This window comes from Rhodococcus sp. TAF43, from assembly GCF_052113525.1.
Lineage (GTDB): Bacteria > Actinomycetota > Actinomycetes > Mycobacteriales > Mycobacteriaceae > Prescottella.
The window spans coordinates 13991-37889 of sequence record NZ_JBFRDL010000015.1 but is presented as its reverse complement, the minus strand read 5'-3'; the positions used below and the strand labels follow the sequence as shown (position 1 = coordinate 37889).

General features: G+C 68.6%; 19 protein-coding genes and 1 pseudogene. 6 read left to right on the top strand and 14 right to left on the bottom strand.

Annotation, left to right across the window (positions count from 1 at the left end):
* The first annotated feature begins 145 nt into the window (after positions 1-145).
* On the top strand, positions 146-1483 hold the full coding sequence (locus AB4Z09_RS12560; RefSeq protein WP_174913256.1) for an acetyl-CoA C-acetyltransferase: 1338 nt from the start codon (positions 146-148) through the stop codon (positions 1481-1483).
* 287 nt (positions 1484-1770) lie between these two features.
* Positions 1771-3864: a VanW family protein gene (locus tag AB4Z09_RS12555; RefSeq protein ID WP_442239832.1), complete on the top strand. Its 2094-nt coding sequence runs from the start codon at positions 1771-1773 to the stop codon at positions 3862-3864.
* 76 nt (positions 3865-3940) lie between these two features.
* On the opposite strand, the pseudogene AB4Z09_RS12550 reads toward AB4Z09_RS12555, so the two are convergent.
* From AB4Z09_RS12550 to AB4Z09_RS12525, 6 genes and pseudogenes are all read right to left on the bottom strand, one after another.
* Positions 3941-5763: pseudogene (locus tag AB4Z09_RS12550) on the bottom strand (YhgE/Pip family protein).
* A 2-nt stretch (positions 5764-5765) separates the two neighbouring features.
* Entirely contained in the window at positions 5766-6482 is a 717-nt protein-coding gene (locus AB4Z09_RS12545) for a hypothetical protein (RefSeq protein ID WP_442239848.1), read from the bottom strand.
* A gap of 159 nt (positions 6483-6641) precedes the next feature.
* Positions 6642-8477 (bottom strand): acyl-CoA dehydrogenase, encoded by a 1836-nt coding sequence (locus AB4Z09_RS12540; protein WP_174913251.1) that lies wholly within the window; start codon positions 8475-8477, stop codon positions 6642-6644.
* A 107-nt stretch (positions 8478-8584) separates the two neighbouring features.
* Positions 8585-9190, bottom strand: a complete 606-nt coding sequence (locus tag AB4Z09_RS12535) for a class I SAM-dependent methyltransferase (RefSeq protein WP_114723345.1) — start codon at positions 9188-9190, stop codon at positions 8585-8587.
* Positions 9191-9322: 132 nt separating this feature from the next.
* A complete protein-coding gene (locus AB4Z09_RS12530; protein WP_442239831.1) occupies positions 9323-9757 on the bottom strand; it encodes a nuclear transport factor 2 family protein in 435 nt (144 codons plus the stop codon).
* A 74-nt stretch (positions 9758-9831) separates the two neighbouring features.
* Positions 9832-10962 (bottom strand): DUF4185 domain-containing protein, encoded by a 1131-nt coding sequence (locus AB4Z09_RS12525; protein WP_442239830.1) that lies wholly within the window; start codon positions 10960-10962, stop codon positions 9832-9834.
* Positions 10963-11375: 413 nt separating this feature from the next.
* Here AB4Z09_RS12525 and AB4Z09_RS12520 point away from each other — a divergent pair, with 413 nt between their 5' ends.
* Positions 11376-12392: a beta-ketoacyl-ACP synthase III gene (locus AB4Z09_RS12520; RefSeq protein ID WP_442239829.1), complete on the top strand. Its 1017-nt coding sequence runs from the start codon at positions 11376-11378 to the stop codon at positions 12390-12392.
* A 74-nt stretch (positions 12393-12466) separates the two neighbouring features.
* On the opposite strand, the gene AB4Z09_RS12515 is transcribed toward AB4Z09_RS12520, so the two are convergent.
* A complete protein-coding gene (locus AB4Z09_RS12515) occupies positions 12467-13411 on the bottom strand; it encodes an aldo/keto reductase (RefSeq protein WP_442239828.1) in 945 nt (314 codons plus the stop codon).
* A 239-nt stretch (positions 13412-13650) separates the two neighbouring features.
* On the opposite strand from AB4Z09_RS12515, the gene AB4Z09_RS12510 reads away from it, so the two are divergent.
* Both AB4Z09_RS12510 and AB4Z09_RS12505 read left to right on the top strand, forming a co-directional pair.
* Positions 13651-14430 carry an HNH endonuclease family protein gene (locus tag AB4Z09_RS12510; protein ID WP_254622650.1) on the top strand — a complete coding sequence of 260 codons (780 nt, stop codon included), beginning with the start codon at positions 13651-13653 and terminating at the stop codon, positions 14428-14430.
* Between the two features lie 20 nt (positions 14431-14450).
* A complete protein-coding gene (locus AB4Z09_RS12505) occupies positions 14451-14690 on the top strand; it encodes a hypothetical protein (RefSeq protein ID WP_254622649.1) in 240 nt (79 codons plus the stop codon).
* 19 nt (positions 14691-14709) lie between these two features.
* On the opposite strand, the gene AB4Z09_RS12500 is transcribed toward AB4Z09_RS12505, so the two are convergent.
* The 5 genes from AB4Z09_RS12500 to helR all read right to left on the bottom strand — a co-directional run bounded on the left by AB4Z09_RS12500 (position 14710) and on the right by helR (position 22198).
* Positions 14710-16116 carry a WS/DGAT/MGAT family O-acyltransferase gene (locus tag AB4Z09_RS12500; RefSeq protein WP_442239827.1) on the bottom strand — a complete coding sequence of 469 codons (1407 nt, stop codon included), beginning with the start codon at positions 16114-16116 and terminating at the stop codon, positions 14710-14712.
* Positions 16117-16421: 305 nt separating this feature from the next.
* Positions 16422-16598, bottom strand: coding sequence for a hypothetical protein (locus tag AB4Z09_RS12495; RefSeq protein WP_174913240.1), 177 nt, complete (start codon positions 16596-16598; stop codon positions 16422-16424).
* Between the two features lie 57 nt (positions 16599-16655).
* On the bottom strand, positions 16656-16961 hold the full coding sequence (locus tag AB4Z09_RS12490) for a hypothetical protein (RefSeq protein WP_114723351.1): 306 nt from the start codon (positions 16959-16961) through the stop codon (positions 16656-16658).
* Positions 16962-17268: 307 nt separating this feature from the next.
* Positions 17269-19665, bottom strand: a complete 2397-nt coding sequence (locus AB4Z09_RS12485; protein ID WP_442239826.1) for a glycoside hydrolase family 5 protein — start codon at positions 19663-19665, stop codon at positions 17269-17271.
* Between the two features lie 301 nt (positions 19666-19966).
* A complete protein-coding gene (gene helR, locus AB4Z09_RS12480; protein ID WP_442239825.1) occupies positions 19967-22198 on the bottom strand; it encodes an RNA polymerase recycling motor ATPase HelR in 2232 nt (743 codons plus the stop codon).
* Between the two features lie 289 nt (positions 22199-22487).
* On the opposite strand from helR, the gene AB4Z09_RS12475 reads away from it, so the two are divergent.
* Positions 22488-22892 carry a DUF4259 domain-containing protein gene (locus tag AB4Z09_RS12475; protein ID WP_174913230.1) on the top strand — a complete coding sequence of 135 codons (405 nt, stop codon included), beginning with the start codon at positions 22488-22490 and terminating at the stop codon, positions 22890-22892.
* A gap of 110 nt (positions 22893-23002) precedes the next feature.
* On the opposite strand, the gene AB4Z09_RS12470 is transcribed toward AB4Z09_RS12475, so the two are convergent.
* A complete protein-coding gene (locus tag AB4Z09_RS12470; RefSeq protein ID WP_442239824.1) occupies positions 23003-23287 on the bottom strand; it encodes an MBL fold metallo-hydrolase in 285 nt (94 codons plus the stop codon).
* The gene (locus tag AB4Z09_RS12465; RefSeq protein ID WP_442239847.1) at positions 23227-23742 is read right to left on the bottom strand and encodes an MBL fold metallo-hydrolase; all 516 of its coding nucleotides are present in this window, start codon (positions 23740-23742) and stop codon (positions 23227-23229) included. Before AB4Z09_RS12465 ends, AB4Z09_RS12470 begins: the two co-directional genes overlap by 61 nt.
* Between the last annotated feature and the right edge of the window lie 157 nt (positions 23743-23899).

The window sequence follows — 23899 nt, the reverse complement described above, 5'->3', positions numbered from 1 at the left end:
CCCGTGCATCCGGGTGCGGTGTCGACATTGAACTTACTCTGGAGTAAGTTCAATGTCGAGTGCAGAACCCACCGCCGAGGCGGATCGACCATGCGGATCTCGAGCAGATTTCCAGCGGGATCCCCCCACCTACATGGAGACCGACGTGACCAGCAGAGCCCGTAATCGCAGCGCCAAGCCGGCGTCCGCACCGCAGTCCGGTGGTCGGCAGCTTCGCCCCGTCGCCATCGTCGGCGGCAACCGCATTCCCTTCGCGCGCTCGGATCGGGCGTACGCGCATGCGTCCAACCAGGACATGTTCACCGCGACGCTGGACGGGCTGGTCAGCCGCTTCGGGCTGCAGGGCGAGCAGCTGGGCATGGTCGTCGGTGGCGCGGTCCTCAAGCACAGCCGCGACTTCAACCTCATGCGCGAGTGCGTGCTCGGCAGCGCGCTGAGCCCCTACACCCCGGCGTACGACCTGCAGCAGGCATGCGGCACCGGGCTGCAGTCGATCATCGCGGTCGGTGACGCCATTGCGGCCGGCCGGATCGAGGCCGGTGTCGGCGGCGGTGTGGACACCACGTCCGATGCGCCGATCGGTGTCAACAACGAACTGCGCGAGTTCCTGCTCTCGATGAACCGCGCTCGCTCCACCGCGGACCGGGTCAAGCTGCTCGGCCAGGTGCGCCCGTCGATGCTGGGCATCGAGATCCCGCGCAACGGTGAGCCGCGCACGGGGCTGTCGATGGGCGACCACGCCGCGATCACCGCGAAGGAGTTCGGTGTCCGCCGCGAGGACCAGGACGAGTTGGCGGCCGCGAGCCACAAGAACATGGCCGCCGCCTACGACCGTGGATTCTTCGACGACCTCGTCACCCCGTTCCTGGGCCTGACCCGCGACGACAACCTGCGTCCCGACTCCAATGTCGACAAGCTCGCGACGCTCAAGCCGGTGTTCGGTACCAAGCTGGGCGACGCGACCATGACGGCGGGCAACTCCACGCCGCTCACCGACGGCGCCTCCGCGGTGTTGTTGTCCACCGACGAGTGGGCCGCCGAGCGGAACCTGCCGGTGCTGGCGCACCTGGTGGACTCCGAGACCGCCGCCGTCGACTACATCCACGGCGCCGACGGGTTGCTGATGGCGCCGACCTATGCGATCCCGCGCCTGCTGGCCCGAAACGGTCTCACGCTGCAGGATTTCGACTTCTACGAGATCCACGAGGCGTTCGCGTCGGTCGTGCTGGCGACGCTGCAGGCGTTCGAATCCGACGAGTACTGCAAGGAGCGCCTGGGCTTGGACGGAGCCCTGGGCAGCATCGACCGGTCCAAGCTCAACGTCAACGGATCGTCGCTTGCGGCGGGTCACCCGTTCGCGGCCACTGGCGGTCGGATCGTGGCGTCGCTCGCGAAGATGCTGGCGGAGAAGGGGTCGGGCCGCGGCCTGATCTCCATCTGCGCGGCCGGCGGTCAGGGCGTCACCGCCATCGTCGAGGTCTGATCGACCGGTCGGGCAGAAAATCCGACTGACCCGAACCGAGGATGTAACGCGGTCCGCAGGGGAGCGATAATCCAATCGGCCCCGTGTTATTGCCTGACCCCCGACCTGGCAATCACACGGGGCCGCTCTACGCTCTCCGCCCCTTCGGGCGGATGGAATGATGCGAGCAGCGGCTGCTGACCGGGATTCCCGAGCGGTTGCCCGGAGTCCCGAGGACTAGGCTGCACGGGTAGAAACACGCAACGCGACGGCCCGGCACGGTGTCGATTCGGCAGGAGGGCCCATTGATGAGTGACGAGCGCGACGGCAACAACGGTTCCGAAAACCACATGGACGGTCCGGAGCCGGACGAGAATCCCACCGAGATCATGCCGGCGGTGCCGTCGGAATCCGATGATCCGACACCGGACGACTCGTCGGAACCCACGCCGGATGTGCCGTCCGAGTCCACGCCGGATGTGCCGTCCGAGCCGACACCGGACGCCTCCCTCGAGCCCGCACCGGATGTCTCGTCCGAGGCCCCCACCGAGGTCTTCGCCATCACCCCTGCCGATCCCGAGCCGACGCCGACGCCGGAGCCCGCGCCCGCGCCCGCTCCCGAGCCTGCTTCGGAGTCGGAGACCACGCCCGAGTCGGAGTCGCAGGGGCGGCCGCGCTGGGTGAAGTATGCCGCGGTCGCCGGCGGCGTCGTGGCAGTGGCGGCCATCGCGTATGCCGTGGACTTTGTGGTCTCCGCCGACCGGGTGCCGCGCGGCGTCACCGTCGCCGGCGTGGAGATCGGCGGCGAGAGCATGTCGTCGGCCGAGGCGACGCTGCGCGCCGAACTCGGCCCGCGAGTGGACAGCCCGGTGCCGGTGCTCGCCGGGACCACGGAGAGCACGATCGTGCCGGCGCAGGCCGGTATCGGCGTGGACTGGGCCGCCACCCTCGACCGTGTCGGGGACCAGCCGGTCAACCCGTTCACCCGCGTCGCGTCCCTGTTCACCAACCGTGAGGTCGGGCTCGTCTCGACGGTCGACGAGAACGCGCTCGACGGCGCGATCGCCGGCGTGCAGAAAGAAGCGGATCGGGCGCCCCGAGAGGGCAACGTCGTGTTCGAGGGCGCGACCCCGGTCCCGGTCGCACCGTTGCCGGGGCAGAGCCTGCGGACGGACGACGCCGCCGACATGTTCGTCGAGGACTGGGCCTTCGGCACCACCGTCGACCTGCCGGTCGACGTCGTGGACGTGACGGTGACGCAGGCCGGCGTCGATGCCGCGCTGCGCGACGTCGCGACGCCCGCGGCCGCGGCGAACGTCGTGGTCACCGGGCGTGAYGGCGCGGTCGCGACGCTGCCACGGGACCAGGTCGGCAAGGTTCTCACTTTCGTTCCGGACGGCGGTGGTGGTCTGTCCCCGCAGTACAACGTCGAGGCGGCCACCGGAATCCTCGCGCCGCAGCTCGCGAGCACCGACGTCAAGCCCAAGGACGCGCAGATCAGTCTTGCGAGCGGCTCGCCGCAGGTGATCCCGTCGGTGACCGGCGACATGGTGCAGTGGCCCAAGACCCTCGAACCGCTGCCGGCGCTGCTCACCGCACCCGGTGAGCGAACCACTCCCGCGATCTACGAGCCTGTCGAGCCGGCTCTGACCACCGAGGGCGCGAATGCGCTCGGCATCCGCGAGGTGATCGGCGAGTACACCACCGGCGGGTTCGAGTACGCGTCCGGTGTCAACATCCGGCTCGCGGCCAGTCAGATCAACGGCGCGCTCGTCAAGCCGGGAGAAACCTTCTCGTTCGATGCCCAGACCGGTCCCCGTGGCGCGGCGCAGGGCTATGTCGACTCGGGCATCATCAACAACGGCCGCCCGGACAAGGCGGTCGGCGGCGGCATCAGTCAGCTCGCGACCACCCTCTACAACGCCACGTACTTCGCGGGCATGGAGGACGTCGAACACACCGAGCACAGCTACTACATCTCCCGCTACCCGGCGGCGCGCGAGGCGACGGTGTTCGAGGGCGCGATCGACCTCAAGTTCCGCAACCCGTACAAGACGGGCGTGATGGTCCAGACCATCGGGACCAACTCGAACATCACGGTGCGCATCTGGGGCACCAAGACGGTCGACGTCGAATCCGTGACCGGCGGACGGACGAATCAGACGTCGCCGAACACGATCAGCCTCCCGGCCGGCCCGCACTGCGTGGCGTCCGGCGGCGCACCGGGATTCACCACGAGCGACACCCGGATCATCGCCGACGCCAAGACCGGTGCGGAGATCTCGCGCAGCACCCGGACGGTCAAGTACGACCCGGTCCCGATCGTGAAGTGCGTGTCGAACGAGCCGGCGCCGAAGCCCTCGGGGGAAGGCGCGCCGCCGGCGCCCACCCCCGGCGGGTAGCCCCCGAGTCCGTAGCTGAAGGGACCGTTCATACGCTGTCGGCGTGTGAACGGTACCTTCAGCTCATGAGGGTGTCTCACACCTCGATCGGCGGGTGCAGCCGCATCAGCGTCCAGGCACGGTCGCGCCGCACCGACAGCGAACTGGCGACCAGCGATGCCAACAGCAGCCCGAGGAGCACCGCGATCGACACCCACAGCCGGGAGTCGATGCCGCCGACGGTGAGCTGTCGTAACCCGTTGACGGCGTATGTCATCGGGTCGAACGGGTGCAGGACCTCGAACGGTTTCGCGGTGGTTTCCACGGGGTAGATGCCGCCGGACGACACCAGTTGCAGCATCAGGAACGCCAGGGTGACGACGCGTCCGACGGCGGGGCCGAAGATCGCGTTGAACGCCTGGATCAGCGCCATGTAGGTGAGGCCGACCAGTCCCAGGAACGCGATGGTGCCGAACACGTAGACCGGCACCAGTCCTACACCGAAGTGCACCACGACGTACATCACCAGCACCTGTGCGATCGCGATCAGCGCGGCCGGCCAGTACGACGCCAGCACCACCCGCATCGCGCCGAGCCCGGTCGAGATCGGGCGAGTCTGGACCGGCCGCAACAGCATCCACGTGATGATGCCGCCCACGAACAGCGCCAGCGGCAGGAAGAACGGCGCGAACCCGGTGCCGAAGGTCTTGGCCCGGTTCTCGTGGTGCTGGTCCAGCGTCACCGGGGCCGACAGGGTCTGCGCGACGGCGGTGCGCTGCTGTGGATCCCAGGCGGGGACCTGCTCGCTGCCCTGTTTCAGCTGGGACGCGAGTTCGCCCGATCCGTCCTTCAGCTGAGTCGTACCGGCGGCGAGCTGCCCGACGCCGCCTGTTGCCCGCCGGACTGCAGCTGCGTCAGGCCGTCGCTCAGCTGGCCGGCGCCGCCGACGGCCTGGTACATCCCCGACCGGTAGGGGCTCGACGGGTCGCCGAGCTGGAACGCGAGCTGCTGTGCCCCGTCCTCGAGCTGCGCGAGCTGCCTGCGCAGGGCCGGGTCCAGCGCCGGTCCGAGAGTGCCGGTCACCTGGGCGACCAGTTGCGTCACACCGGCGCTGAGCTGTCCGGCGCCGTTCCCGAGTTGGGCTGTGGCGCCCGACAACTGGTCCAGTCCCCCGGACAGTGCGGTCGCGCCGCCGGACGCGGTGTCGATGCCCGCCGAGAGCTGCGCCGTGCCGTCGGCGAGGGCCGTCGCCCCGGAGTGCGCGGTGGTGAGACCGTCGGCCAGCGTGCGGGAGCCGACCGCGAGTTGCTGTGCGCCACCGTCAGCCGCCTGCGCACCGGCCGCCAACTGCCCGGCACCGTCCGCGGCCTGGCGGAGTCCGTCGCCCGCCGCGCCGAGGCCGACGAGCGCCTGATCCACGGACTGTTCACCGATCTGCGCGCCCACGACGTTCAGKATCTGTTGGGCGGCGTTCTGCCCGATGACCGTGCCGAGGTAGTTGTTGGCGTCGTTGTAGGTGAAGATCAGCCGGGCCTTCTGCGGATCGGGTCCGGTGGGGGACGCCGCGGATCGGCTGAAGTCGCCGGGCAGCGTCACCGAGAAGTAGTAGCGCCCGTCCGCGACGCCGGTGGATGCCTCGTACGCGCTCACCTCGTGGAAGTCGAGGTCGCCGGAGTCCATCAGCCCCTGCGCCACCTGGTCTCCGGCGTTGAGGGGTTTGCCGTCCACGACGGTGCCGTGATCGCTGTTGACCAGCGCCACCGGAATCTTGCCCGTCTCGCTGAACGGATCCCAGAACGCCCACAGGTACAGCGCGCCGTACAGCAGCGGCATCAGCACGATCGTCACGAGCGCGACCCGCGGCATCAGCCCGCGCGAGAACCGCTTGAGTTCGGTACCGAGCGACATCCCTGCCAGCATGGCTATTCCTCGCTTCCGGGGATCGAGCCGTTCCCGGCCGCGGCCGTGTCGGCCAGCGGGTGGAACTCGTGGGCGGGCGAGCCGGGTGGCAGGGGATTGACCGCGGACGCGATCACCGTCTGCCGGGCGCCCAGGGCCGCGAGCCGGTCGACCAGCACGGCGCGTTCGGTCTCGTCCCGCACCTGTTCGAGATCGTCGATCAGCAGCACCGGGGGAACCTGGGTGTCGGCGACGGCGATCCGCAACAGCATCGCGTCCAGTTCGTCGAGATCACTGACGTAGTCGGTGAGCCGCGGCAGCGGCCGATCCCCGAACACCGGTGCGCACACCTGCTCGAGCTCGCGCCGGCCCGCCCGGCGGATCAGCCGGTACCACGTTGCGTCCCAGCGGATCTGCTCGGTGATCAGATCGCGCACGGTCACCGATTCGGAGATGGTGTCGATGCCGGCGAATCCGGCGATCGCGGACACCGCCCGGATCGCGGCCGGCCGGGTGCGCCCGAGCACGGTGAGGCGCCCGCCCGACGGTTTCATCCGCCCGCCGAGGGTGAGCAGCAGGGACGTGCGGCCCGACCCCGCGAAACCCTGGATCACGGCCAGCCCCCCGAACGGAATCCTCAGGTCCACGGGACCGAAGACGGGCCCCAGGGCGCCGTGGCGGGTCAGTCCCTCGGCGAGCACTGCCGGTGGCGGAGCGGGCGGCGAGTACGGGTCGTCCATGCTGGTCACTGCAGGTCACCAACCTCGGGTTCGGTGGCAGGGCATCAACATCAACAGCCAAACACACCTGCGCCGCCCGCGCCCGGGCACCGACGAAAGAACCCCCGCACACGTGGTGTGCGGGGGTTCCTTCGTCGATCAGGACATCAGATCAGGGAATCAGAACGCGGCCTCGTCCAGTTCCATGATGTCGTTGTCGAGGTGCGACAGGATGTTTCGCGTCGCGGTCAGCTCGGGCAGCACGTTCTTCGCGAAGAACGACGCGGTCGCGACCTTGCCCTCGTAGAACGGCTTGTCCTTGTCGGAGGCGCCCTCGTCGAGTGCCTTGATCGCGATCTCGGACTGACGCAGCAACTGCCAGCCGACCAGCAGGTCGCCGACCGCCATCAGGAACCGCACCGAGCCGAGACCCACCTTGTACAGCTCGGTGGGCTGCTCCTGGGCGCCCATGAGGTGCCCGGTGAGGACCGCGGCCATGCCCTGCACGTCCTCGAGGGCGGTCGAGAGCAGCGCCCGCTCGGCCTTGAGCCGGCCGTTGCCCGCCTCGCTGTCGATGAACTTCTTGATCTCGCCGGCGACGTGGGCCAGGGCGACGCCGCGGTCACGCGCGATCTTGCGGAAGAAGAAGTCCTGCGCCTGGATGGCGGTGGTGCCCTCGTACAGCGAGTCGATCTTCGAGTCGCGGATGTACTGCTCGATCGGGTAGTCCTGCAGGAAGCCGGAGCCGCCGAGGGTCTGCAGGCTCTCGGTCAGGTACTGGTAGGCCCGCTCGGAACCGACGCCCTTGACGATCGGCAGCAGCAGATCGTTGACGCGGAACGCGGTCTCCTTGTCGGCGCCGGAGACCAGCGCGGCGACCGCGTCGTCCTGGTGCGCGGCGGTGTAGAGGTACACCGCGCGCAGGCCCTCGGCGTACGCCTTCTGCATCGCGAGGCTGCGGCGCACGTCCGGGTGGTGCGTGATGGTGACGCGGGGGGCGGTCTTGTCCGTCATCTGCGTCAGGTCGGAGCCCTGGACGCGCTCCTTGGCGTAGTCACGCGCGTTGAGGTAGCCGGTGGACAGGGTGGAGATGGCCTTGGTGCCCACCATCATTCGAGCGTGCTCGATGACGTCGAACATCTGGGCGATGCCGTTGTGGACCTCGCCGACGAGCCAGCCCTGCGCGGGAACGTCGTGGCCGCCGAACGTGAGCTCACACGTCGTGGACGCCTTGAGGCCCATCTTGTGCTCGACGTTGGTGACGAAGACACCGTTGCGGTCGCCGAGCTCGTTCTTCTCGAAGTCGAAGTGGAACTTCGGGACGAAGAACAGGCTCAGGCCCTTGGTGCCCGGTCCGGCGCCCTCGGGGCGGGCCAGCACCAGGTGGAAGATGTTCTCGAACAGGTCGTCCGAGGTGGCGGACGTGATGAAGCGCTTGACGCCCTCGATGTGCCAGGAGCCGTCGTCCTGCTTGATGGCCTTGGTGCGTCCGGCGCCCACATCGGAACCGGCGTCCGGCTCGGTCAGCACCATGGTGGCACCCCAGCCGCGCTCGACACAGGTTGCCGCCCACTGCTTCTGCTCGTCCGTGCCGTTGTGGAAGAGCACGTCCGCGAACGACGGGCCGGCCTGGTACATGAACGCGGCGGGCTGTGCGCCCAGCAGCATCTCGGCGATGGCCCACACCACCGTGCGCGGAACCGGAACGCCGCCGATCTCCTCGCTCAGGCCCATGCGGTACCACTCGGCGTCCCACATCGCCTTGAACGACTTCTTGAAGGACTCCGGCAGGGTCGCCTCGTGCTTCTCGGGGTCGAATACCGGCGGATTGCGGTCGGTGTCGGCGAAGGCCTCGGCGAGCGGGCCCTCCGCGAGGCGCGCGACCTCGGACAGCATCTCCTTGACGGTGTCGGCGTCGAGATCCCCCCACACGCCCTCACTCAGCGGCTTGTCCAGACCAAGTACCTCGAACAGGTTGAACTCGAGGTCGCGGACGTTGCTCTTGTAGTGGCCCATGTTTTGCTCTCCCTGAAGTGGCACTGCGTTGGTGCGGTCTTGCGTTCCGTGAGTACCGCCCAAGTAGCTACTCGTCGGTAACTTAGCCGATGTTACCCGCGATTAAGTTAGCTGCCAAGAGTGGGCTTGCGGGCGACGAGGAGCGCGTCGATCGCCGTCCCGCCCTCGACGTCGCGATAGCGCCGTTCGGCCACCGTGACGTCGAGGCGTCCTTCCAGATCATGCTTCAGATCTTCAGGGGTGTAAAGGATTTCGGGATCGGGCGGGCCGCCGACGCCCTGCGTGAGGTTGATTGCGTCGTGGCCGAGAATCATGAGGGTTCCGTCAGGTTTCAGCGATTCGATGACGCGACTCACAAGCGCGCGCCGCTGTGTCGGTTCGAGGTGGACGAAGATCATGAGGACCAGGTCATAGTCCGACACATCCGCCGTCGTGATGTCGCCGCAGACGTAATGCAGGCGCTGCTGCACCGAGCGCGGTGACTGCTTCGCGATCTCCCGGGCCTTCTCGATCGCGACCTTCGAATAGTCGACGCCGGTGGTCTCCCAGCCCCGCGTCGCGAGCCACAGCGCGTGCCGGCCCTCGCCGCACGCGAGGTCCAGGGCCCGCCCGGCGGGCAGCGATGTCACGAACTCGACCACCACCGGATTCGGCGGCGTGCCCCACACCATGTCGGCCTGTGAATAGCGTTCGTCCCAGTCCTGTGCATTCATGGGGATGACGGTATCGCCCGGCGGGGTGGGCTCTCGGTGTCCTCGCGATCGTTCATCCCCCGTTCGCGATTTGCGCACTTATCGATCTCGGGGGGCCTCGAAATCAACGACAAGTGCGCAAAGCGCGGGGCGTCAGCCGACGGTGATGCGCCGGTGGGCCAGCTTCCAGCGACCGTCCTCGAACCGGTGCGTGTCGTCGTATCGCCCGACACCCGCGAGTCGCGGCTCGCTCGTGGTGTCGCGGAAGAACAGCCAGTACGCCGTCGACGACGCCTCGATGTCCGAGTCCAGCGACACCGAGACGGTCGTGATCACGTGCCGACTCGACGTGCCCGGCCCCTGGACGCCGCCGGCTCGCCGTTCGCGCACACCCTCCTCGATCGACGCGACGCCCTCGCAGAGTTGCGCGACCATGCCCGTCACCGGGTTGGGCTGCGACTCCCAGACGGCGTCGGCGGTGAAGCTGTCGAGGTAGTCCTCGACGGTGCCGTCGTCGGCGAGCTGCGCGATGCGGGCCAGGAGATCCTGGATCTCACCGCGGGGATCGGTGCTCGTCTGCTGCTCCACGTCGTCTCCTCGCTCACTGACACGGTCGATACCAAGTGTTTGCTTGGGACGGTAGCAGTGACGGGACGTTCGGCTCACTTCTGCAGTGTCGTGTGCATGAGCAGGACGTTGTAGTTGGAGTGCACGGTGGTGAGGAAGTAGAGGTCCGGCCCGGACGACCACGGGTGGATGTACGCCCCGTACATCGATCCCAGTTCGTTGCCGTCCACGAGGACCTCGGCGGGCCCCCACGGTCCGGTGGGCGCCGGTGCGCGGCGCATCACGACGGAGTTCCGGTTGTCGGTGGTGAGCAGCAGGTACTGCCCGAGGAACGCGTTGTACTGCACCGATATCTCGCCGACGCCGCCGAAGACGATGGGTGCGGCCACGTCGGGGTTCTTCGCCACCCACTTGCCGCCGTCCCAGTACTCGTAGGCGCCGAGGTCGCGGATCTGCTTCTCCGGGACTCGGGCGAGGTAGACCAGACCACCGCGGCCGGCGGGCGTGCCGTACTGGTAGACGAAGCCGCCGTCCTCGACGAATGCGCCCATCTGGAAGTTGGCGTTTCCGCCCACGGGCGGTCGGCGGGTCTCGGGCGCCTCCACCCAGTTCTCGCCGTTGTCGGTGGAGAAAGCGAGTTCGGAGTAGTTGGTCTTCCACTTGCCCGGCTCGTCCCACTCCTTCACCGACATGAGGCTCATGTACTGGACCCCGTCGGCCGCGACCCCGGCGGTCGGGATGCGGCTGATCTCGACGAACGGGATCTTCGGGCTCGGCACCAGCTCCTTGGACTGGCCGAGGATGTCGCGCGGCGAGCTGTCGAAGGTCATTCCGTCGGCGAGATCGCGGTCGGAGCTGCGGACGAGGATGTTGCTGCGCCAGGACCACAGGCTGCCCGCGAGGAGATTCGGGATACCGAGCCCGGCCGTGTCGCCGAACGCGGTCAGCACCTGGCCGTCCCCATTGTCCCACATGATGCCGAGGTCCGTGCCGAGCACGTTGTAGTCCTGGGTGCGGTTGGCGCTGAGCAGCCCGGTGGCCTGCGCCACGGCCTGGCTGCGCCCGTGGAGTATCGGCACCCCGGTCGTTCCGTTCAGCACCGGAATGGGATTCACCGTATTGGGATCGGCCGCGGCGGGGCCGGAGAATGCGACGAACGATGCGGTCGCGCAGATCGCGCACACGATGACGGATCGGACTCGGCTTCGTCTCACGGATGTTCCCATCTTTGGTGGAAATAGACCCCTGCCAGGCGGTATGGCCGCGATCTCGACTGCCTGGATGCTCCGGTGAGCGCGTAATACGGTAGCAGGAATGGCTATTCGAAGAATGGGAAATCGGCATCGGTGCAAATGCTTCGATAGCGGTATCGAAATTGTCGGAATCGGAAATGCCGTCGGGTATCGCAGGATTGTCCGGCGCGGTGTGCGGGTGCGGCTCCCCGGGCCTCGCCCGCCCGTGGGATCCGGTGGACGGAGGACGCCGCAGGCCGGCGGCCGACGCGCCACGCGCGAATACAGGGACCCGAGTAACACAACCTGCGGGTGGGGCGCAGTACCGTGTCGTGGGAGACGGTGCCGCGTGGGCGTCGTCGCGTGGCGTTCTGCGTCGCGAGAATACGCAGTAGAGGAGACCAAACATGGGTGCGCAGATCTCGAACTCCACCGAGGTCCGGCAGTCCGCCATCCTCGGTTTGGGTGTTTACCGCCCGCAGCGGGTCGTGAGCAACGAAGAGATCTGCGAACTGATCGACTCCACCGACGAGTGGATCCAGTCGCGTTCCGGGATCAAGAACCGACGATTCGCGAACGACGAGGAGAGCGTGCTCGCGATGGCGATCTCGTCCGGTCGCAAGGCGCTCGAAGCCGCCGGCCTCACCGGCGAGCAGATCGGCGCCGTCGTCGTCGCGACCTCCACCTACCCGTCGCAGACGCCGCAGTGCGCCGCGATCGTCGCCGACGTCCTCGGGACGGGGGGCGCCGCGGCGTTCGACGTCACCGCCGGCTGCGCGGGCTTCTGCTACGCGCTGTCCATCGCGTCCGACATGGTCCGGATCGGCACCGCGCAGAACGTCCTCGTCATCGGCGTCGAGCGGATGTCCGACAGCACCGAGCCCACCGATCGTTCGGTGCGTTTCATCTTCGGTGACGGTGCGGGCGCGGTCGTCGTGGGTCCGAGCGACGTCGCGGGCATCGGCCCCGTGGTGTGGGGCTCCGACGGCTCGCAGTCGCAGGCCATCCGCCAGGAGCCGGACTGGCTCTCGTTCGCCAACGATCCGTCGCAGCGTCCGTGGATCAAGATGGAGGGCACCGCGGTGTTCCGCTGGGCCGCCTTCGAGATGGGCAAGGTCGCCACGCAGGCACTCGAGCGGGCCGGGGTCGCGATGGAGGATCTGGGCGCGTTCATCCCGCACCAGGCGAACGGTCGCATCAACGAGGTCATCGCGCGCAGCATCAAGCTGCCCGAGTCGGTGCCGGTGTCCGACGACATCGCCGACACCGGCAACACGTCCGCGGCGTCGATTCCGCTGGCGATGGAGKAAGTGATCCGTACGGGCAAGGCGAAGCCGGGCGAGCTGGCGCTGCTGGTCGGCTTCGGTGCCGGTCTGTCGTACGCGGGTCAGGTCGTCACCCTGCCGCCGCTCGCGCAGGACTGACGCTCCGCAACTGTCACGGTGGGCCCGCTCGATCGAATCGAGCGGGCCCACCGCGTTTTCGGGTGCGGCCCGAGTCAGCGCTGTGCGAGGAACCCGTCGATCAGTGCCAGTTCGTCCTCGTCGAGCGGACGACGCAGGTGCGAGGTGTTGCGGGCGACCTGGGCGGGGGTGGAGGAGCCGATCAACACCGAAGCGACCTGGGGCTTGGCGTCGAGCCACGCGACCGCGAGCTCGGACAGCTGACGGTCGAGCTTGCTCGCCAGCGTGAGGAGTTCCTCGACCCGGGTCAGCGCCGCATCGGTCGCGGTGGCCGCGAAGTACTCCGACTTGTCGAAGCGTGAGTCCGCCGGGAACTCCGTGTTCCGGCGGTACTTGCCGGTGAGCAGTCCGGCGGCCAGCGGGTAGTACGGGATCACGGCGAGGTCGAGTTCCTCGCAGGCCGGCACGACGTCGTTCTCGACCTTGCGCTCGAGAAGGTTCCACTCGATCTGGGCGGCGACGAAGCGGGTGAGGCCGCGTTCGCGGGAGGTCCCCACCGCGTCGGCGATCTGCTGTGCGGAGTTGTTGGAGCACGCGACGTGGCGGACCTTGCCGGCCCGGACCAACTCGTCGAGCGCACCGAGGGTGTCCTCGATCGGCACGGTCGGGTCGGGCATGTGCTGGTAGTAGAGGTCGATGTGGTCGACCCCGAGTCGGCGCAGGCTCGCATCGCAGGCGCGTCGGACGTACGCGGGGGAGGAGCCGCGGTCCTCGTCGCTCATCGGTCCGCCGAACTTGGTAGCGATGACGGCTCGGTCCCGACGGCCCGCCAGCGCTGCGCCGAGGATCTTCTCGGATTCGCCGGTGGAGTAGATGTCGGCGGTGTCGAAGAACGTGATGCCCTGCTCGAATGCGGCGTCGACGACGGCGTGGGATTGCGACGCATCGATACGCGATCCGAAGTTGTTGCAGCCCAACGATACAGTCGAGACGACGAGGTCGGTTCCGGGGAGGTTCACGTACTGCATGTTTGTGGACATCGAACTCCTGACACTGGCACTCGGGCGGGGCGGTGAGCGGCCCGGTTCGGACAATACGCCCAGTTCACGGAAGCACGCGAGGGCGAATTCCGGTGTGTGGTAACAGGTGACAAGCCGATTTTTCGGGCCGTCTAGGATCTTCCCTGCGAACATATGTACGAGAGAAGAGGATCCGGGTCGCCCGTGAGTGCAGTGAGAATCGACAAGTCCTGTATGTCCGCACTCGCGGGGGTGGCCGAGTGAAGTTGTCTCGCGCCTCCCGCTCCGTGCGCCGAGCGCTCACCGTCGCTGCGTCAGTTTGTTTCGCCGTGATCATGGCGGTCGGCTACGTGCTGGTCGACGAGTGGTTGAAGGTCGACGGCCCGGAGTCGGGGCCGGCGAAGGACACGGTCGCCGTCGGCGAACTCGCCGAACTGCTCGCACAGGTGACGGTCGCACCCGAGTTGCCGATGGCCGGGTACAGCCGCGAGCAGTTCCCGCACTGGGACGTGAACCAGCCTGAACACGGGTTCGGTCCCGAGTACGCGCAGTACAGCCGGTGCACGACCCGGGACGTGATGATGTTGCGCGACGCGGAGGGGTCGGTGCGGCTCGATCCGAAGACCTGTGAGCTGTCGGTCGGTTCCGACGGCGGGTGGCGGGACGAGTACGGATTTCTCGATCGCAAGACCGGCGAACTCAAGCCGTACAAGTGGATGACCGAGTCCTCGGCCGTCGATGCGGAACACATCGTCGCGTTGGCGGAAGCGTGGCGGTCGGGCGCCGCGACCCGGGACGAAGACACCCGTCGCCGCATCGCCAACGACGCGATCAATCTTGCGGCATCCGATCCGTCGGCCAACAGGTCGAAGGGTGATCAGGACGCGGCGAACTACTTGCCGCCCGGGAAGTTCCGGTGCGCGTACGTCGATCGATACCTGCAGATCAAGGTAAAGTACGGGCTGGCCGTCGACACCGCCGAGCAGGCCGCCCTGCGCACCGCCGTTGATGATTGTGTCCGTCAAGGAGGGTCCGTATAAACGACATCGTCGAGATCCCCGTGAGCGCCGCCGTCATGACCGAGGAGGAAGGGACGGTGTCCGGTGCCCTCGATGTCATGGTCGACGCCCTGGGGCGGGGGCTCGTCCGCTACCGCGACACCGAAGCGTGGTTCACGATCGGCAACCTCGACGGCGAACCGCCGGCCAGGTGGGAGTCGGTCACCGATCTCGCGACCGCGATCGAAGCCGGTGTCGGGGCGCGCGACGCCGCCGGCAATGTGATTCCGTTCGAAGCGTGACGCACCGGCGCCGCGGGCGTCAGATGCCGACGGCGATCTCGAGGGCGGCCAGCTCGTGGTCGAGGTGTTCGAGGATCGGCTCGAGACGCGGCACCGCGCGGCGGCACCCGGTGAGGCCGAAGGCGATCGACTCCTCGGTGCTGGTGCAGGTGATGTTGAGTGCCTGGCCGTCGAGCGGGATCGACAGCGGGTACAGCGCGTCGAGGAGGGCACCGTTCCAGTACAGCGGCGCGTTGGGGCCGGGCACGTTGGAGATGACGATGTGGTAGGGCGGTCGGACGGGACCGTGGTGGCCCAACAGCATGTCCAGTGCCAGCGGTGCCGAGCCGAGCGCGCTCATCGCGACGATCTGTGCGGTGCTCATCCCACGCAGCGAGGCCTTGCCCTCCATCATGGATCGGTGCACCCGCGCCAACCGGTCGCCGGCATCCGCGAGATCGGTGCCCAGGTTGCACATGAGGGTGCCGATCTCGTTGCCGCTCTTGTCGTTCGGATCGACAATCGACTCCGGCCTTTCCCGCGAGTCCCGCAGCGAGACCGGAACCATCGCGACCAGCGAAGCGACGGGGAGCATGCCCCGCTCCGTCAGGTGGCTGCGGAGGGCGCCGGAGCACATGGCCAGCACCACGTCGTTGATCGTGGCGTCGGCGTACTTCGCGACCAGACGCAGGCGGTCGAGTGGCCAACTGCGCGCAGCGAATTGGCGCGCGCCGGTAATCGGCACGTTGAGGGCGGAGTGCGGTGCTGCGAACGAAACCGGCCCGCCCTGCCGCTGCAGCGCGCGGAGCACCGTCCCGGTCAGTGCGGGGACCAGACCGGTGGCCTCCCCGATGACGTCCACGGCGGCGCGGACGGCGGCGAGGGGGACATCGACGAGTCCGGTGTCGCGGGTGGGACGTTCGCTCCGGATGCGGGGCTCCCACGGGGCGGGCATGCCGCGCTTGTCGGCGTCGATGCTGAGCGAGCGGCGCAGCAACCGCATCGCGCCCACACCATCTGTGACACTGTGGTGGATCTTGGTGTAGACGGCGTAGTGGCCGTCGGCGAGGCCCTCGATCAGGTGCATCTCCCACCGCGGCCGGTTGCGGTCCAGCAGTGTTCCGTGCAGCCGTGCCAACAGCGCCGACAGTTCGCGCATCCCGCCGGGCCGCGCCAACGCGTCGTGCCGGATGTGGTGCCCGATGTCGAACTGCGTGTCGGTCTCCCAACTCCACTGTCCCAGTGACGAAACGGAGCGTCTGGCGCGCTGGCTCAGCAGCGGGGTGACCCCGTTCCGGGCGACGGCGGCGTCGAGCATCGCCCGGACGTCGTGGGACTCGGCGCCGTCGGGTGGCTGCAGCAGGACCAGTCCGCCGACGTGCATGGGATGCTCCCGCGATTCACCGAGCAGGAAGACGGAGTCGGCCGGTGGCATGGGGAGCGGCATCCAGGGCACCCTTCGGTAGGTGGTCTGCCCGCGAAACCCCGGGCACGGTGTGCTGCAGATCACGAGTCTGTCGTCAGTTGTACGGGATCGTCGAAGACTGCGCTACCTGTGCGAATGTCCAGGTGAATGCGTGTTTTTGGGCTATTGTCCGGTGTCGGAGTCGAATCGTCCGATTGATCCCGGATCCCGCGTCGGTAGACGTCGTCCTAGCCGGATTCCTGTGCCCGACCGCGACTCTCGGCACGGGCGAGATCGCGTGGGGATGACACCGAACATGCCGGGTGATCCGGCGACAGGGGAGAGGGTCAGTGCCGTGAATCGCGAGGACGTTCGATGTCCTCGGACACGAGGTCGGCAGGATTCCAGTCGAGGGTCGACCCGAGCTCCTCGCGGTCGGCACGACGGATCGACCGTCCGATCAGGACGGCCGCCCCGCAAGCGAGCACGATCCACGCGCCCAGTACGACCCACAGCCACAACATGTTTATTTTTGTAGCACCGGAGTCTGTGAAAAGACGAAGGTTGGGCTGAGAGTCAGCTCACGTCGGCGACAGGACCCCGGCTGCGATCCGGAAGCGGGTGCGCGCATCGTGAACGGTGAGGACCGGCACGTCCAGTGCTCGGACCTGCACGAGCAGTGCCGCCTGCGTTGCCGTGCAGATGCCGTCGAGGACGTCGTCGTCGACCACGGCGCAGTCGATGCTGCTGTCCACGGTGTCGGCGCGGCGGTGACCGAGAGCGCCTGCCAGCGTTCGCGCATCCTCGAGCGCGGCCGAACTTCCGATGAACACGACGTCACCCTTGGCGATCGCGGCGGTTGCCGGATCCGCGAGTTCGTTGTTCATGTGACTCCTTTGCGGCTCGAGGCGACGCGGCGCCTCACACCAGGTGAGGTGTTCGGCGGAGACTGTCCAGCAGATCCGAGGGTTCGTTGCCCTCGTGGTCCCCGGGTCCGGTAGTGGATCCGGGCCAGGACAGGGGTGYGTCGACATGCTTCGGCCGCGCAGGCGCGCGGCCGGGCCCTCGCATCATATGGCGCCGACCGCACTACGGTGCGGCGCAGCGACACTGCATCGGTCAAGGTGCCGAACGTCGAACCGCGGCGTTGAGGGTCGGCGGGCGCCGGGCCCCGTAGCCGAGTTCGGCAGTGCCTCAGGCGCCGTCCGTATGGACCTCGTAGTCGCCGGTGGCGCATCCGGTCAGCAGCGTGCCCCGGCCGAGCGGCGTCATCGTGATGTCGTCGATCCCGAACGTGTCGACGAACGAGGCTCCGGTGCCGACCGCGTGGGGGAACCAGACCTCGAGCCGGCAGCTGCCGTCACCGGCGCGGCCGGTCAGCTCCAACCGATTCCCGTCCGCCGCGAGATGGGTGATCCGCCCGGGCGCGAATCGCGGGTAGGCGCGGGTGAGCTGGTCCAGCAGCGCGGTATTCCGCGGCGCGTCGGCCCCGGTGCTGCACAGGACCGGCATAAGTCCGTCGCCCAGTTCCTGGATGCCGTTCTGCGGGTCCCCGCACGACTGCTTCCACACCCAGTACGCACCGCCCTGGGCGTGCGCGTCCTGTTCCTTCGCGAAGCGGGTGGCGTTGTCGACGAGGCCGTCGCCCCAGTAGCCGTACTCGCCGGTCCAGACCGGGACCCCGTACTTGTCTGCCACCCGCTCGGCGAGGGTGAAGCCCCGTTCGATACTGACGATCGTCGGCAGGCCCAGCGAGGCGTCCATGGTGATCGACTCCGCGTACAGGTGCGGGGAGAAGACGATGTTGCGATCGTCGGTGAAGCCGGCCGGCGGGCCGCTGTCGAAGCCCAGGCCCGACCACAGGATGCTCGGCTCGAAGTAGACGATCTGCTCGGCGCCGGCTGCCCGGATGGCGTCGATGGTCCGGTCGTAGAAGCGGCCCAACAGCAGCGACGAGGTCAGCGGCGCGGACTCGCCGAAGTTCGGCTCGTTCAGCAGGTCGTACCCGGCGACAGCCGGTTCGTCTTTGAACTTGCCCGCGAGCATCGCCCAGGCTTGGACCAGGTGCTCCTGCACGTCGTCGGTGTCGTAGTAGAAGTTGGTGAAGGCGCGGCCGCCGGCGGGCGAGATGTCGCGGCCGGTGAACTGGCAACGCGGCGCGCCGTCGGTGATCGTCGCCCACTCGGGCGCGCCGTCGTAGCCCCACATGGGCGAGGTGCCGGGTCGGCAGTCGACGTCGTCGGGGGACGGGGCGTTCGACCAGCCGTCCTGGTGCATGTCGAGCACGGTGTACAGGCCGTGCGCCTTGGCCTGGGCGACGGCCAGCTCGATCCGGTCGAGGTAGGCCTCGTCGTAGCGTCCGGGCTCGGGCTCGAGCGCCGACCAGGACAGTGCCAGGCGGACCACGTTGAACCCGTGGTCGGCGATCCCGGCGAAGTCTTCGTCGGTCAGCGGCAGGGTCGACGGGACCTCGGGCCGGGGCGCGTAGAAGTCGACGAGCTGGTTGACGTTGACTCCGCGGAGCAGCACCTCACGGCCGGCGGAGTCGGCGATAACCTCGCCCGAGACACGCAGGGGGAGAAGGGCCCCGGTGTCGGCGGCGTCGGCCGCCGCGGGCGAGGCAGTGGCGGTCGGTGCGGCGTCGGGCCGGGCGAGGAGCGGCACGGCGATCGCGACGGCGAGCAGCGCCACTGMGCCGATCAACGCTGCGGTGTGGGGGACCGGTGCCGGCTGCTCCCGACGGCGGTACGCCCAGAGCGCGGCGAGTCCGACGATCCAACCGGTGCAGGCGCCGTAGGAGACGCCGTCGGCGAACCGGATGTATCCGGACATCAACGGCCAGAGGTCGCCGGCGAATCCGTCATCGGAGAACAGCCCGACGATCGTCGCGGTGAGTGCCAGCAGGATGCCCGCGCCCATCGCCGCGAACCACCCGGCGAGGAAGGTTGCGGCGGGGCCGCCGGATATCCGGCGGCCGAGCACCCGATGGCAGGCAATCGTGCCGAGCACGAGAACGGCGACACCTCCGACGGTTGCGATCAGCCCGTTCATCGGATTCGGTGCCGGCATCCACCGGTCGTAGGGCGCTCCCGCCCACCACTGCCCGGCCAGCACGGGTGCCGCGGCCCCGAAGACGAGCGCCCCGACCCGGACCGGGGGCGCGTCGGCGGGGACCTCGGGGACAGCGCGGTTGCGTCCGGCCACCGCGACGACGCCGGCGACGATCAGTGCTGCCGGAAGCGCCTTGGCCGCGGCAAATCCCGCGCCCCACGCGGCGGTCCCGATGTCGTGCACCGCCACCAACGACATGGCGAACTTCGCCAACATCACCGCGAGCACGACACTCGACGCGGCGGCAGTGAACAGCCAGCGCGACCCGGCGGTCGAGCGCACCGCCCACCACGTGACACCGAGCAGCACCGGCAGATAGACGACGAACGGTGCGATCTGCCACGGGGCACGGATCGGCCACAGGTCGGCTCCGGTCCAGCCGACCAGGCTCAGCAGCCCGCTCGGATCCGCGGCGGCCTGGACGACGACCAGCAGGCCCAAGGTGAGAGTGGCAAGCCAGGCAAGGCGCTGTGGGGACACCGGTACTTCCGTTCGCTGAGGGGACGACGGGCAAGCCTAGATGCCGCCGCGCCCGCGCACTCCCGAAATTGGTCAAATGTCCAAGTCGGGTCGCCCGGAGGGCTGGAGGTATTCGACGCGACGTTCGGTCGGTCGCTGTTCTCGGCAGAATTCGAAGCGTGCGGTGTTTCGGCGGTGTCCGATGGCCTCGACTTCGCGGCGGTCAGTCTGTGAGACCGAACGCAGCTGCGCAGGCCGGACGGATCGGGCGCGGTGCGTCTGTGGCAGGGTCCGGTGGTGTGAATCCGCCCGACGCCGGTCGCTACGCCGACGGTCGATTCCCGGCCCGGGCAGGTGTCCCGGTCTCGACGAGTCCGGTCAGGGTCTGCGGCAATGGGCCCTGGTGCAGCACGCCGAGGCGTTGGGTGGCGCGGGTGAGGGCGACGTAGAGCTCGGCCGCGCCGCGGGGGCCGTCGGCGAGGATCCGTTCCGGCTCCACCACCAGGACGGCGTCGAATTCCAGGCCCTTCGTCTCCGACGCCGCCACCGTGCCCGGCACCCCCGGCGGCCCGATCACGACGCTGGTCCCCTGGCGTCCGGCTTCGTCCCCCGCGAATTCCTGGATGGCAGCGGCCAGTTCGCCCTCGGTGATCCGTCTGGACCACGGTCGGACCCCGCACGCACGGACCGACTCCGGCGGCTGGACTCCGGGCGCGAACTCGGCGAGCAGCGCGGCGGCGACGGTCATGATCTCCGCCGGGGTGCGGTAGTTCACCGACAGTGCCCGGTAGACCCAGCGGTCGGGCACGTACGGATCCAGCATCGTGGCCCACGAGGTCGCTCCGGCCGCCGACCGGCGCTGGGCGAGATCGCCCACCACGGTGAAGGATCGGCTCGGGCAGCGCCGCATCAGCACCCGCCAGTCCATTTCGGACAGTTCCTGGGCCTCGTCGACCACGACGTGCCGGTAGGTCCAGTCCCGGTCCGCGGCAGCACGTTCGACGAGTTCCCGAGTGTCGTGCTCGACGAACCGGTCTGCCAGGTCCTCGGCATAGAGCAAATCCGTTGCGAACAAATGGTCGTCGTCGTCCATGTGGTCCTCACGACCGACCATGAGGTCGAGCACGCCGGCCGCATACGACGCCTCGGCCGCGGCTGCGGCCTTCCGCTCCCGGTCGGCGGCCTGCTGGGCCGACGGGTCCGGGCCGAGCAGGTCGACGAGTTCGTCGAGCAGCGGCACGTCCGACACCGTCCAGGCGTCGCCGTCGGCGCGTCCCAGCGCCGGGTCGGCGCCGGCCGCGTGCAGCCGTTCGGGGGACGTGTACAGCTGTGCCAGTAGTGTTTCCGGCGTCAGGCTCGGCCAGAGTTCGTCGAGCGCTGCGGCGAACGCATCGTGGTCGGCGAGCTCGGCGACCAGGTCGGCCCGCAACTCCTCCCACGCCTGCTCGTCCTTCCGGGTCAGCCAGCCCCGGCCGATCCGCGCAATTGCGCGTTCGGTCAGTACGTAGGTCACGACGTCGGCGAACACCGCGCGGGCCTCGTTGTGCGGACGCCCGCTCGCGCGCGCCTCCTCCCTGGCCCACTGTGCGGTCTCGGCGTCGATCCGCACCGTGACGTCGGACAGTTCGATCGGCAGGGGATCCTCGGGCAGTCGCTGCCGGTCGGCTACCGCGGCCGCGAGCACGTCCAGGATCTTCAGCGAGCCCTTGAGTCGCGTGGCCTCCGGTCCGTCCTCGGCGGTCACGCGCAGACCGGGCATGAAATCGCCCGTCGTCATGAAGACCACGTCGGACTCGCCCAGCGACGGCAGAACGCGGCCGATGTGGGTCAGGAACGCCGGGTTGGGTCCGACCACGAGCACGCCGTGGCGTTCGATCCGCTCTCGCTGCGTGTAGAGCAGGTACGCGACGCGGTGCAGCGCCACCACGGTCTTCCCGGTGCCCGGGCCGCCCTCGATCACCAGCACGCCGGGGTGGTCGAGCCGGATGATCCGGTCCTGTTCGGCCTGGATCGTCGCCACGATGTCGCGCATCCCGTCACCGCGCGGTGCGTTGACCGCCGCGAGCAGGGCGGAGTCTCCCCGTGCCGCGCCGTCGGCCCGCTCGTCACCGTCGGGGCGGCCGAGGACCTCGTCGGTGAAGCTGACCACTCGACGCCCCCGTGTGTGGAACTGGCGACGCCGACGCATGTTCTCCGGGCTCGCGGCGGTGGCGACGTAGAACGCGCGGGCCGCCGGTGCCCGCCAGTCGAGCAACAGCGGTTCGAACTCGTTCGTCTCGTCGAACAGGCCGATGCGGCCGATGTACGAACGATCTCCGGACACGGAGTCCAGTCGGCCGAAACACAACCCGTTGTCGGCCACGTCCAGCCGCTTCACTTCGGTGGCCAGCGCGCGCACCTCGGCCTCCCGATCCACGAGTGTCCCGTCGTGTCCCCGCAACGCCGCGCCGTACCTGCCCTTCACCCGCGCGCGTTCGGCGTCGAGCCGTGCGTAGAGCCCGGTCACGTAGCTCTGCTCGTGCTGCAGTTCGTCGTCGTACCCCTGATTCGACATGTGCATCCCGGTGCTTCCGTTTCCCTCAGTTCCAGACCTCGGCCAGCGATTCTGCGGCATGACCGGGGCCTTGCCGCAAGGCCCCCTGTGCGCTATAAGTTGAAAGTGGAAAGGAGCGGGCATCCCCCTTTCCGGCCTCCGAACTTCACTTCCTCCACCGTCACGCCGACCCATCGGGCTCGCCGCGATGGGCTACTCGGCGTTGGATGCCGCCGGTCGTGGACTGTCGGTGGTCGACCGTAGGGTCGGCACGACGGGCTGAGCAGCCCGCGGAACAGGAGGAGCGAACGTGGGGACGTGGGGTTCGGGACCGTTCGAGAACGACGGAGCGGGCGACCTGCTCGCGGCGATTCGGGCAGGCGAGTTCGACATCGACGACTACTGCCGGCACGTCGACGACGAGTACCTCGAGGCGGACGACGCGCAGGCGGCAATCGCGCTCGCAGAGGTGGTCGCGGTGGCCCACGGACTGCGGTCGGCGCCCTCGCAGCTCGAGGGGATCGACGCCGCCGCGTACACCGGGTCCCTGACGACGGAGCAGCGCGCGTGGATCCTCACGACGCTCGGACGCGCCATCGCCGACAGCGACACCTCGGAGCTCCACGAGTTGTGGGCCGAGAACGGCCCGGAGGATCTCGAGGAGTGGCGGGCGCCGATCCTGAGCAGGTTGGAGAGCCTCCGGGCGTTGAACTGAGCGCGGATCCGCTGGTTCGCGATCATCGCGTCTCGACGAGCCACGGTGAGGACGTAAAGCAGCAGATCCTTCGTCTCGACGGATTGCACGACACGCGACCGGGCGGTCGACTATCCGATCCGGTACCTGTCGACTGCCTGCGCGACGGCCGCGGCGATCGGCATGGACACCGAGGGTCCGTGCCCCGGGAGGATGGTCTCCGCGTCGAGTGTCGCCAGATGGTCGAGCGCGGCGAGAGTGTCCGACGTCCCGTGGTCGAAGACCGCCGGGAGAAGTTGTGGGCCTTGCAGTTTCGACAGTGGATGCGCCGTGACCAGTGCGTCGCCGGTGACGATCACGCCGTGCTGCGGCAGGTGGTACGCCGTGTGCCCGGACGTGTGGCCGTGGGTCGCCACGGGGACGGGCGCACCGGGCAGGTCGAGGGGCCGTCGGACGGGAAGGCGTGGGCGTCGTCGAGGGAGAGCGGCTTGGTCGCCCCGGCCCGTGCAATGCGCAGCAGCCACGGCAGCACTCCGTGCCTGTGAAGCATCGGAAGGAAGTCCTTGGCAGTTGCCTGCTCCAGGTAGTCCCGTCTCACGTGGGCGACCTCGGCAGGGTCCGTGAACACAGGAATTCCGTAGCGGTCGTGGAACGCGACGATCGCACCCATGTGGTCGATGTGTGCGTGAGTGAGCAGCATGCCCTGCACATCTTCGGGACGGCGGCCGAGGGAGCGGATTGCGCCTTCGACGGCGCCGATGTCGCCGGGATAGCCGCCGTCGATCAGGGTCAAGGCGTCACCGTCTCGGAGAATCGCCACGTTGACGTCCGTCCCGGTGGCACGGAAGACGTTGGGCGCCACTTCGTCCATTCTCGTCACGACGCCCATTCTGCGGTATGGCCGATCGACCTGCCGATCTGGCCGGGCGTGGTGCCTGCACGGTCTCGCCGCGGCAACATCGGGAGTCGCGCAACATGATCCAGGCTTCCTCCGTCATGGCGGGATGGTTACATGATGTGAGGAAGCT